This window comes from Niveispirillum sp. GW835-FHT14G11 (genome assembly GCF_058793615.1).
Map to the genome: position 1 here is coordinate 21,482 of NZ_JBXAFZ010000033.1, position 11,188 is coordinate 32,669.

10 protein-coding genes and 1 pseudogene are annotated in these 11,188 nt (G+C 65.4%); 5 read left to right on the forward strand and 6 right to left on the reverse strand.

The window, feature by feature from the left end; translation table 11 throughout:
- Nucleotides 1-42: 42 nt before the first annotated feature.
- Nucleotides 43-1,740 (reverse strand): ABC transporter permease, encoded by a 1,698-nt coding sequence (locus tag AC1Q7F_RS31695; RefSeq protein ID WP_492512541.1) that lies wholly within the window; start codon nucleotides 1,738-1,740, stop codon nucleotides 43-45.
- An 87-nt stretch (nucleotides 1,741-1,827) separates the two neighbouring features.
- A complete protein-coding gene (locus tag AC1Q7F_RS31700; RefSeq protein WP_492512542.1) occupies nucleotides 1,828-2,889 on the reverse strand; it encodes a hypothetical protein in 1,062 nt (353 codons plus the stop codon).
- A gap of 202 nt (nucleotides 2,890-3,091) precedes the next feature.
- On the opposite strand from AC1Q7F_RS31700, the gene hemJ reads away from it, so the two are divergent.
- Complete coding sequence (gene hemJ / locus AC1Q7F_RS31705; protein WP_492512543.1) at nucleotides 3,092-3,529, forward strand: protoporphyrinogen oxidase HemJ; 438 nt, start codon at nucleotides 3,092-3,094, stop codon at nucleotides 3,527-3,529.
- 109 nt (nucleotides 3,530-3,638) lie between these two features.
- Here hemJ and AC1Q7F_RS31710 read toward each other — a convergent pair whose 3' ends face one another.
- Both AC1Q7F_RS31710 and AC1Q7F_RS31715 read right to left on the reverse strand, forming a co-directional pair.
- Entirely contained in the window at nucleotides 3,639-4,778 is a 1,140-nt protein-coding gene (locus tag AC1Q7F_RS31710; protein WP_492512544.1) for a lipid A deacylase LpxR family protein, read from the reverse strand.
- A gap of 125 nt (nucleotides 4,779-4,903) precedes the next feature.
- Nucleotides 4,904-5,755 (reverse strand): alpha/beta fold hydrolase, encoded by an 852-nt coding sequence (locus tag AC1Q7F_RS31715; RefSeq protein ID WP_492512545.1) that lies wholly within the window; start codon nucleotides 5,753-5,755, stop codon nucleotides 4,904-4,906.
- Nucleotides 5,756-5,926: 171 nt separating this feature from the next.
- Here AC1Q7F_RS31715 and ggt point away from each other — a divergent pair, with 171 nt between their 5' ends.
- A complete protein-coding gene (gene ggt, locus AC1Q7F_RS31720) occupies nucleotides 5,927-7,708 on the forward strand; it encodes a gamma-glutamyltransferase (protein ID WP_492512546.1) in 1,782 nt (593 codons plus the stop codon).
- A 31-nt stretch (nucleotides 7,709-7,739) separates the two neighbouring features.
- On the opposite strand, the gene AC1Q7F_RS31725 is transcribed toward ggt, so the two are convergent.
- Nucleotides 7,740-8,606 (reverse strand): DUF4743 domain-containing protein, encoded by an 867-nt coding sequence (locus tag AC1Q7F_RS31725; RefSeq protein ID WP_492512547.1) that lies wholly within the window; start codon nucleotides 8,604-8,606, stop codon nucleotides 7,740-7,742.
- On the reverse strand, nucleotides 8,606-9,853 hold the full coding sequence (locus tag AC1Q7F_RS31730) for a TCR/Tet family MFS transporter (protein ID WP_492512548.1): 1,248 nt from the start codon (nucleotides 9,851-9,853) through the stop codon (nucleotides 8,606-8,608). The genes AC1Q7F_RS31725 and AC1Q7F_RS31730 overlap by 1 nt, the downstream gene beginning before the upstream one ends.
- A gap of 124 nt (nucleotides 9,854-9,977) precedes the next feature.
- Here AC1Q7F_RS31730 and AC1Q7F_RS31735 point away from each other — a divergent pair, with 124 nt between their 5' ends.
- The 3 genes and pseudogenes from AC1Q7F_RS31735 to AC1Q7F_RS31745 form a co-directional block, all read left to right on the forward strand.
- A complete protein-coding gene (locus AC1Q7F_RS31735; RefSeq protein ID WP_492512549.1) occupies nucleotides 9,978-10,169 on the forward strand; it encodes a twin transmembrane helix small protein in 192 nt (63 codons plus the stop codon).
- A gap of 19 nt (nucleotides 10,170-10,188) precedes the next feature.
- Entirely contained in the window at nucleotides 10,189-10,770 is a 582-nt protein-coding gene (locus AC1Q7F_RS31740) for a cob(I)yrinic acid a,c-diamide adenosyltransferase (RefSeq protein WP_492512550.1), read from the forward strand.
- A 310-nt stretch (nucleotides 10,771-11,080) separates the two neighbouring features.
- Nucleotides 11,081-11,188, forward strand: a pseudogene (locus tag AC1Q7F_RS31745) (electron transfer flavoprotein subunit beta/FixA family protein); the annotation flags it as partial.

The following is an 11,188-nucleotide window of genomic DNA, read 5'->3' on the forward strand; positions in this document are numbered from 1 at the left end:
CTGTCGTCATCCCGGCGAAAGCCGGGATGACGGGGAAGGTGTTTACCCCTCGCTCCCCGGTCGGCTCTTCGCGATGGCGCGCGACAGCAGGATCACGGGGATGATGCCGACGGCGACGATGGCCAGGGCCGGGGTGCTGGCCTCCGCCAGCCGTTCGTCCCCGGCCAGCGTATAGACGCGCACGGCCAGCGTGTCGAAATTGAACGGCCGCACAATCATCGTGGCCGGCAGTTCCTTCATCACATCGACGAAGACCAGCAGGGCCGCCGTCAGCAGGCTGCCGCGCATGATCGGCGTGTGCACCTTCAGCAGGGTCCGGCCCGGCGTCTGGCCCAGGATGCGGGCCGCCTGATCCAGCGTGGGCCGGATCTTGGACAGGCTGGCCTCCACCGTATTGAAGGACACGGCCAGGAACCGCACCAGATAGGCATAGACGATGGCCGCGATGGTGCCTGACAGGATCAGGCCCGTGGACAGGCCGAAATGGCTGCGCATGAACCCGTCCACGGCGTTGTCGATATGGGCGGCGGGGATCAGGATGCCGACTGCGATGACGCTGCCCGGCACGGCATAGCCCATGGCCGCCACGCGCGCCGCCCCCTTCAGCACCGGCGTGGGCCGCAGCCGCAGCCCATAGGCGACCAGGGCCGCCAGCGCCACGGCCAGGACCGAGGTGATGCCGGCCAGCGTGAAGGAATTGCCCGCCAGTTGCCGGAAGCTGGCCGCGAACAGGCTGTCACCCTGCGTCAGCGCCATATGGGCCAGCAGGGCCACGGGAAGGATGAACCCGATCAGCAGCGGCGCCAGACACGCGGCCAGGGCCCCCGCCGCCCGCAATCCCGCCAGCCTGTAAGATGGCAGGACACGGTACCGGCCGGTGGAATGGAAATAGCGGGCCCGGCCGCGACTGGTGCGTTCCATCACCACCAGCACCATGACGAACAGCATCAGCACCGACGCCAGCTGGGCGGCGGCCACCGGCTCCCCCATGGCGAACCAGGTGCGGTAGATGCCGGTGGTGAAGGTATCGACGGCGAAATACTGCACGGTGCCGAAATCGGCCACCACCTCCATCATGGCCAGCGCCAGACCGGCGGCGATGGCGGGACGGGCCAGCGGCAGGGCCACGCGCGCGAAGCTGCGCCAGGCGCCAGAGCCCAGCGTGCGGGCCACTTCCAGCACACAGACCGACTGTTCCAGGAAGGCGGCGCGGGCCAGCAGATAAACATAGGGGTACAGCACAAAGGACAGCACCGCGATGGCCCCGCCCAGCGAGCGGATGTCCGGGAACCAGTAATCGGCCCGCCGCCAGCCGAACAGGTCGCGCAGTGCTGTCTGCACCGGGCCCACGAACTGCAACAGGTCGGTATAGACATAGGCCATCACATAGGCCGGCATGGCCATGGGCAGCAGCAGCGCCCATTCCAGCCAGCGGGAGCCGGGGAAGCGGCACATGGTGACCAGCCAGGCGGTGCCCACCCCGATGATGCAGACCCCCACCGCCACGCCGCCGGCCAGCCGCAGGGTGTTGCTTATATAGGTCCATAGCACCGTGTCGGCCAGATGCGTCCACACCCCGTTGCTGGAAACCAGCACCCGGCTGCCCACGATCAGCACGGGCAGGGCCACGGCCAGCGCGATGGCCAGGACCACTAGGGTCCAGCCGCTGGGCAGACGCGCCCGCCAGGCGGCGGGGCCGGAAAGCGGGACGGCAGGGGGGGGAAGGGCTTGGTCGCTCATCCCCTCTTGTCCCATCCCTGCGAACCGCTCGCAATGGTCATGGGCGCAGGTGCGCCTTTCCGACGCGGAATGGGGGCATGCCGTGACTCACTTCATGCCCGAAGCGGCATTCTCAATGGCCAGGATATGGTCCAGGCCGGGCAGGATTTCGGAACGGATGAATTCCACCCGCTTGTTGGGCCCGGCCCCGCCCTGGGGGAAGCGGGCCTTCCACAGGGCCATCTTCACCGCCAGACCGCACAGCACGCCGCCGATGGTGACATGGTGGCTTTCGATCTGGTGGCGCACCGACCGGAAGCTGTCGGCGCTGATATCGTTCCAGAAATCCTTGCTGCGCCGGTCGAACGCCTCAAAGCGGCCGGTGATGGACGTGGTGATGGAGGTCAGTTTCGACTGCACGTCCGACAGCATCTTCATGATGATGCGGTCGCGCGCGATCAGTTCCGATGATTTCGGCTCCATCGCCCATTTCATGAACTTCTGCACCTCCGGCACGATGCCGTCCAGGCAGGAACGGAAATAGGCCAGCGACAGGAACACGTCGCCATAATCCTCCAGGAAGTCGGGGATGTCGTTCAGCTTCACCTTCAGCTTTTCCGACAGCAGGCGCAGATTGGCCAGCGCCTCCTCCCGTTCGGGATTGGCCAGCATGGCCAGGATGTCCGACACATCGCTGATCTGCCGCTGTTCGCCGCCATAGACCTGCTGCAGCAGCGGCCGGGTGAAATCCTTCATATATCCGGTCAGTTCGGCGCGCTTGCTGTCCGACAACTGCAAGGACTTGGCATCGTTGACGGCGATGCCCACCCGGCGCAGTTCCTTGCGCAGGGTGTAAATATCGAAACTGTTGATGCGGGTCAGCTTGCTGATCTGCACCATGTCGGCGCGCAGTGACTTGCCATGGCTGGGAAACAGGCTGCCCAGATGGTCTGGGCTGATCTGGCCGCTGCCCGTGGACCGGTCCTGGAAAATCTCCACCACCGTTTCCAGCCTTGCATTCTTGATCAGCTTGGCGCGGCGCAGGCCCGGCGTCTGCAACGGCAGCATGGCCATCGGCAGGATATGCAGCGCGTCGCGCGAAGCATCATCGAACAGGAAGACCTCGGCCTCCCCCTGTTCGGGCGCGTCGGTCTGGGCGGTATCGGCCATATCGGTTCCTGGGCCTGGATTGGCCGGAGGGTGTGTCTGCGGCAACCTATCACGCGTACGCCCGTATGCAAGGCGCTACCTTGTCGCGCAGCGGCTTCCGCACTTGGTGTCAAGGCGCCGCGATGCTATTTAGCCGGGGCCGGCACAGATGGGCAAAGGTCCATCGGGATATCCGGCCGGGAAATCGGGAAAGACACGGCCCATGGCGGACTATTACCTGTGGATCAAGGCCCTGCATGTCATCAGCATCATCGCCTGGATGGCCGGCATGCTCTATCTGCCGCGCCTGTTCGTCTATCATTGCGCGGCGGAGAAGGGGTCGGTGCAGTCGGAAACCTTCAAGGTGATGGAACGCCGCCTGCTGAAGGCCATCATCAACCCGGCCATGGGTGGGGCCTGGATCTTCGGCATCGCCATGATCGCGTTGAACCCGGAGATGCTGAAGGGCCAGGGCTGGCTGCATGCCAAGCTGACACTGGTGCTGATCCTGTCGGGCATGCATGGCGTGCTGTCCAAACATGTCCGCCTGTTCGCCGCCGATGCCAACACCAAACCCCAGAAATATTTCCGGATCCTGAACGAAGTGCCGACCCTGCTGATGATCGCCATCGTCATCCTGGTGATCGTGCGGCCGTTTTGAAAGCTGCCCGGTTCCAGATAGAATCTCTCCCCGCCTTCCCGGCGCAGGCCCGGAAGGCGATGACGTAGTGCTTCCCATTAAAACTGATTAACTCTGAAACCCGAACAACTCAAAACTGCCAGGTCACGGCCACGGCCCCGTACTCGTCGCCTTCCTTCTGGCTGGCGAATTCACGCGTCCGGAAGACATGGGTGTAGGTGATGCGGGCATCGTAGACATTCAGGGCCAGGCCCGCCTGCACATCCGCCACCCACACTTTGCGGTCCACCGACCGGCTGTCGCGGAACGTATTGCCATCCAGGAAGATGTTGCGCGCCACGGCGCGGCCGGAAAAGCCCAGGAAGAAGTAGACGCCGACGGGATGGCGGGCATCGGGTTCGAAGAAGCCGCTGCCGGGCAGGCTGGGCTGGATGCGTGCCGGCCCGAAATCCGCCGGCAGTTGCCAGCCGGCGCGGAACATGAAACCGACATCGGCATAGGTGGCGATATTGCCCACGGCCCCGCCGACATGCGGCATCACATCCACGCCGAAGCCCGTGCTTTCCAGCAGGTCATAGCGCCAGCTGCGCTGATAGGTGATGACCAGCCCCGGCTCGTTCTTCAACTGCGTGTCCCAGCCCTGGGGCCGGGGTGCATCGGTCAGGCGGTGGACGATCTTCTGCGCCGGTTCGGCTAGTGATGCCGGCCCCACCATGCCCAGGGTCAATTGCAGCTGGTCCATGCGCCGGTTGGTCTCGTTGATCAACCCGGCCGACCCGTGCAACCAGCCGGCATAGGGCCGTTCCGTCAAGGGCGGGTCGCGGGTTTCGATGTCGCTGGGCGTGTACATGTTCTGGCCCAGCGCGAACACCGCCCGCACATGCCCATCCTGGGCGAAGAAGGGCACCAGCCGCGCCCAGTTGCGCGTCCAGTCCGGCACCTCGTCGCGCGCCGTGGTCCATACGGCCTGGACGCCATTGGTGTAATGGCGGTCCAGATTATAGAACAGGTCGTTCTCCAGGATCAGGGTCAGGGTCCCCGTCTCCGCCCCCGCCGTCGGCCCCGTAATCTCCGCCGCCGCCGGCCCGGTCAGGGCCAGGCCGGCCAGCAACGCGCAAAGCACGAAACCAAATCCCGACACGTTCATCTTGTCGGGATTTGGTTCGGCGGCGACTGCCGCCGCGCCGCCCTTGCGGCGCAGCCAAGCCGCCGGATGGCGGCGCCGGCGCCTGAGGCCCGATGATCGGTACCGATCATCGGGAACTGGCATGAGGCGGGGATGGATCGGCATAGGAATGAGCGCTGTTCAATTTTGGTTAACAAGGGATGGACCCCCGCCGCCCGTGCCGCAGTGATGCAACGCACACTTACCCCTCGCTGACCCCGCTGGCCCCATCACACCCCCATGAATTGGCGGATCAGGTCGAAGGTGCCGGTGGGATCGTCGCGGAAGGTGCCGTGGCCGCATTCGGGGAAGCGGTGCAGTTCGGACGTCGCCTTGGGCAGCAGGGCGATGATCTCTTCCGAACATTCCCAGGGCGTGATCGGGTCCTGGTCGCCGCACAGCACCAGCACAGGGCTGGTGGCATGGGGCAGGCTGTCGCGATAATCCATGCCCCACATCTCACCGCCCTTGCCGGAGAAATGTTCCAGCACCTCCGGCTTTACGATGGACCGGGCGCGGCCCGGCCCGTCCAGCGGCGCCTTCACCGTATAGACGGGCATGACCTTGGCGGCATAATCGGCCACCTTGTCGGCGGTGATGTCGGACCAGAATTCCTGTGCCGCCCGGCCGATGGCCGGACCACCGCGGCGTTCAAAGGCCTGGACGATCAGGTCCAGGCGCATGCGCGCCGCGGTGGAGGACAGGATGATGCCCGCCGCATGTCCGGGATGGCGGCGCATATATTCCTGCGCCACGAAGCCGCCGAAGCTGTTGCCCAGCACGAACGGCCTTTCGATGCCCAGCGCGTCGCAGAAACCCTTCACATCATCGGCCCATTGCGCCAGCGTCCAGAGCGACCTTTCCTCCCCGCCGCTGCGCCCCTGGCCGCGATGGTCCAGATAAATCACCTGGGCGTGATCCGACAGGCTGGCGAAGGCGGGCTTGAAGCTGGCATGGTCGAAGCCGGGGCCCCCGTGCAGCAGCAGCAATGTCGGCTTCTTGCGCAAGACCCCGCCATCGGGGACCAGTTCCGCCCCCTCGACATCGAAATAGAGCGGCACGCCATTCACCATCACCCGCATGGATCGCATCTCCCGACAAAGCAACTGGCGCGCAGGCTGGCACGGGGCGCGGTGGTGCTGCAAGGGTTGCCGCCAAGGGGCGGTGGACGTACAAGCAAAGGCGCTGGGAAACCGGCGGACAATAGGACAGGGCGAAGGCCCGCAATCCAGGCACAGGAAGGCGATCGGACAATGGTTCAGAAGACCAGGCGCGGGCTGGCCGCGCTATTGCTGGGAGCGTTGAGTGTCATGCCGATCATCACGGAAACGGCGGTGGCCGCCGATTATGTGGACGGCGCGCAGGCCGGGCGCGGCGACCGTCTGGTCGGTGCCAATTTCGCCGGCCGGTCAGAGATCATCGCCAAGAACGGTGCGGCGGCGACCAGCCAGCCGCTGGCCACGCAGGTTGCCATTTCCATCCTGCAGCAGGGTGGCAGCGCCGTGGATGCGGCCATCGCCGCCAACGCCACCCTGGGCCTGATGGAACCGACGGGCAGCGGCATGGGCGGCGACCTGTTCGCCCTGATCTGGGACCCCAAGCAGAACAAGGTCGTGGGCCTGAACGCGTCCGGCCGGGCGCCCAAGGGCCAGAGCCTGGATGATCTGGTCAAGCGCCTGGGTCCGGGCAAGATGATCCCGTCCCATGGTTCCCTGTCCGTCACCGTGCCCGGTGCCGTGGCCGGCTGGGTTGAGATGCACAAGAAATACGGCAAGCTGCCGATGGAGAAGGTGCTGGCGCCCGCCATCGGGTACGCCAGCGACGGTTTCCCCCTGTCACCCTTCATCGCCAAGGGCTGGGCCGCCAATTTCCGCCGCTTCGACCAGATGGGCGGGGTGATCGAGGAGTTGGACAATGCCCGCAAGACCTACCTGATCAACGGAAAACCACCCGCGGCCGGCCAGGTCTTCCGCAATCCCGACCTGGCCAGGTCGCTGTCCATCGTCGCCAAGGGCGGCCATGACGCCTATTACAAGGGCACCATCGCCAAGACCATCGACGCCTATATGAAGCGCATCGGCGGCCCGCTGCGCTATGCCGACTTCGCGGACTTCAAGGCGCAGTGGGTGGAGCCGATCTCCACCAGCTATCGCGGCTATGATGTCTGGCAGATCCCGCCCAATGGCCAGGGCCTGGCCACGCTCCAGATGCTGAACATCCTGGAAGGATACGACCTGAAGGCCATGGGCCATAACAGCGCCGATTTCATCCATGTCTCGGTAGAGACCAAGAAGCTGGCCTTTGCCGACCGGTCGCGCTGGTACGCCGACCCGGATTTCGTGAAGCTGCCCATCGGCACGCTGATTTCCAAGGACTACGCCGCCAAGCGCCGCGCCCAGATCGACATGGCCAAGGCCGGCGCACCGGAAACGGGTTTGATGCCGGAAAGCCATGACACGATCTTCCTGTCCACCGCCGACAAGGACGGCCTGATGGTGGCGCTGATCCAGTCCAACTATCGCGGCATGGGGTCCGGCCTCGTCCCCGACGGCCTGGGCTTCATGCTGCAGGACCGGGGCGAACAGTTCGCGCTGGAGCCTTCGCATCCCAACGTCTATGCGCCTGGCAAGCGCCCCTTCCACACCATCATCCCCGGCTTTGTCACCAAGGATGGCCAGCCCTTTGCCGCCTATGGCGTCATGGGCGGGGGCATGCAGCCGCAGGGCCATACCCAGGTCCTGGTCAACATGATCGATTTCGGCATGAATGTGCAGGAGGCGGGCGACGCCGCCCGCTGGCAGCATGAGGGATCGCCGGAACCGACGGGCCAAGCCGGCGACGGCGCCGGTACCGTCTTCGTCGAACAGGGCGTGTCGCCGGCGGTGATCGAGGAACTGAAGAAGCGCGGCCACAAGGTCGAGGTGAAGCCCGGCCTGCACTATGGCAGCTACGAAGCCATCGTCCGCGACCATGTCAACGGCGTCTACCGCGCCGGCACGGAGATGCGGGTGGACGGCAACGCGGCGGGGTATTGATCGTTCAGCAGGGGCGGGCCTATGTCCGCCCCTACCGCCGCAACCCCCGGCACAGATCCAGATATTCCGGATGGTCGGGCGTCAGCCAGCCATGGCGGATCAGGAAGTCGATCACCGTCAGGTTGACGTTGAACTTCCAGTCGTCGCTGTCGCGCACGCTGGCCGCCACCCTGGCGATGGGCCACAGCTCGAACCGCTCCACCTCGCCGTCGGTGTTGCGGGGAGTGAAATCGGCGGGCAGTTCCAGATCATAGAGGAACAGGACATCGGGCTTCAGCCCCTTATCCTGTTCCATCAGATAGGTGACGGCACCCACCGGCACGGCTGTCAGCGCCATGTCCGCCGGCAGCCCCGCCTCCTCCCACGCCTCCTTGACCAGATTCTCGGTCAGGCTCAACCCTGCGGGCTGCCCGCCGGCGACCAGATTGTCGTACTGGCCGGGCGCCACGCCGCGGTCCATGGCCCGCTTGCCCACCCAGAGATGCAGCCCGTCCGGCTTGTGCACGAAGCCGTTGACATGCAGCCCATAGGCGGTGACGCCGAAGAAGGGCACGGCGGCCCTGTCCATCTCCATCAGGACGGGCAGGCCCCAATTCTGCGTGACCGCATACATCTCCCCGCGCAGCCGGGGGATGGCCTTCTGGGCCACCAGCCGTTCCAGGGGGATGGCGACCGCGCGGGTGCGCGCGGCCGGGTCAGCCAGCGCCGGGTCCAGGGTAATGCCACCGGCATCGGGCAGAAAGGGCGGGCCCAGGGCCAGCAGCCGTTCCATGAACCCTGTCCGCACCTGCCCGACGGTCACACCATTCAGGCTGAAGGGCCGGAAGCCCGACAGGTCGTGGCGGTTGCAGGCCCGCACATGCCGCAGGAAACCGGTGGGCCGCGGATTGTCGAACATCACGCCACCTCGGCCGGTTGCTGGGGTTGGGAAGCGGGAACCCGCCGCACGGCCCAGGCCGCCACCAGCCCGGCCAGCGCCAGCATGACGGACCCGAAATAGAAGGGCATGCCGGGGATCGGCACAGCCGCCCCCTCGGCCGTGAAGCGCGAAAACAGTTCCGCCCCGATCAGCGGGGCCAGGATGAGGGTCAGGCTCTGCATGCTGGCAAACGCCCCCTGGACGGCGCCCTGTTCATTGGCCCCCACGCTGCGGGCCACGATGCTCTGGATGGCCGGGGAACTGATGCCGCTCATCGCATGGATGGGAATGAAGAGGCAGAAGACGCTGCTGCTGCTGGATGTGGCATAGCCGACATAGGCGGCCGATTCCAGGCTGATGCCCAGCAGCGCCGTTCTTGGTTCGCCCAGCTTCTTCACGATCCGCGCGATCAATACGCCCTGGACCAGCACCGTGGTCAAACCGACGGCGGCCAGCGACAGGCCGTTATCCAGCTCGCTCCACCCGAAGCGCTTGGTGGTGTAGAGCACCCAGACCATCTGCATGACACCAAAGGCCAGCACCATGCAGGTGCGGCTGGCGGCCAGACCCAGCACCGCCGGGTGGGAAGCCAGCGTCCGCAGGCTGCCTACGGGATTGGCGCGGGCCCAGCTGAAGGCGCGGCGGTTGGCGGGCTTCAGCGACTCGGGCAGCACGAACAGGCCGTACAGGAAGTTCAGCCCGGCAAGCCCAGCCGCCACCATGAAGGGCAGTCGCAGGTCGATCTCGCCCAGCAACCCGCCCAGCGCCGGCCCCGTGATGAAACCGATGCCAAAGGCCGCCCCCATCATGCCGAAATTCTTCGCCCGGTTCTCCGCTGCGCTGACATCGGCGATATAGGCGTTGGCGGCCGCGATGTTGGCCGCCGTCAGCCCCGCCACGATACGCCCGATCAGCAACCAGACAAGACCTGGCGCAAAGGCCATGAACAGCTGGTCGATGGCCATGCCGGCAACAGAGGCCAGGATGACCTTTCGCCGCCCGAAACGGTCGGACAGCGAACCCAGGACGGGTGCAAAGACAAACTGCATGACGGAGAAGGCGGCCGTCATGGCCCCCATCCACCAGGCGGCCGACGCCTCGCTGTTGGCGAAGCGGCTGATCAGCGACGGCCAGACAGGAATGGTCAGGCTGAAGGTCAGCACATCCAGGAAGACGGTGATCAGGATGAAGGGGATGCCGGCCTGGCGGGGGGAGGATGGGGACATCGGTTCTTCCGGCTGCGGTGCCGCGGCTTCTCTTATCAGAAACGGCAGGGGGAGTCCCAGGCTGCTGCGATTTGTCCCGGATTGCCCCTGGGCGGCAGCACCGTCCCGCGCTATATGGAAAGCCATGAGCGGTTTCATGATCTTTCTCATGGTCCTGGCCATGATCGCCACGCTAGCTGTGCTGGTGATCGGGTTGTTCGCCATGGCGCGCGGCGGCGATTTCAACGCCAGATACGGCAACAGGCTGATGTGGTGGCGCATCCGGCTGCAGGTGGCGGCTGTCGTGCTGTTCGCCCTGGCCTTCATGGCTTCCTGACCTTGACCGGAGCGTCCCCATGGTTCGCCTGACCCGCATCTATACCCGTGGCGGCGACAAGGGGCAGACATCGCTGGGCGATGGCAGCCGCGTGGCCAAGCACGCGCTGCGCGTCGCCGCCTATGGCACGGTGGATGAGGCGAATGCCGTCCTGGGGCTGGCGCGCCTGCATACGGGCGGCGACCCGGCCCTGGCCGATGCCGACGCCATGCTGGCCCGCATCCAGAACGACCTGTTCGACTTAGGCGCCGATCTGTGCACACCGGAAGCGGAAAATCCCCCATACCCGCCCTTGCGCATCATCGATGTCCAGGTGGACCGGCTGGAGGCGGAGATCGACCGGCTGAATGCCGATCTGGCGCCGCTGAACAGCTTCATCCTGCCCGGCGGTCGCCCCGCCGCCGCCTATCTGCATCAGGCCCGCACCGTGGCGCGGCGGGCGGAGCGGGAGATGACCGAACTGGCCCTGACGGAGCCGGTGGGGGCACCGGCCCTCAAATATATCAACCGTTTGTCCGACCATCTGTTCGTTCTGGGCCGCTGGCTGAATGACAAGGGGGCGGCTGACGTGCTGTGGGTGCCGGGCCTGACGCGGGGGTGACGGCACCAGCCCGCTGGATTTGCCGCAGAACCCCCTTGAAATTCTCTGACCCACTGGTATCTTCCCATTACGTAAAGGGAAGTTTGGGCCCGTCAATTTTGTGAGCCAGGAAACGAAATTACGTTTTCCCGTTACCGGACGCACACTATTGACATGTGCAGTGCAGCAATTCTAAGGTCCGTGCCCGATTGTCGGGCTGGACGGCGGGCGCTGATTGCCCAATCTTAGGCCCAGGTCAAAGAATGGCAAAACGCCAGGATGAACAGGCGGGGACCATCCACCGCCGGATATCATGCGTAGGGGATCGCCAATGAAAGTCCTAGTCGCCGTGAAGCGTGTCGTTGACTACAATGTCAAGATCCGCGTGAAGCCCGACGCGAGCGGTGTCGAGCTTGCGAATGTGAAGATGTCGATGAAC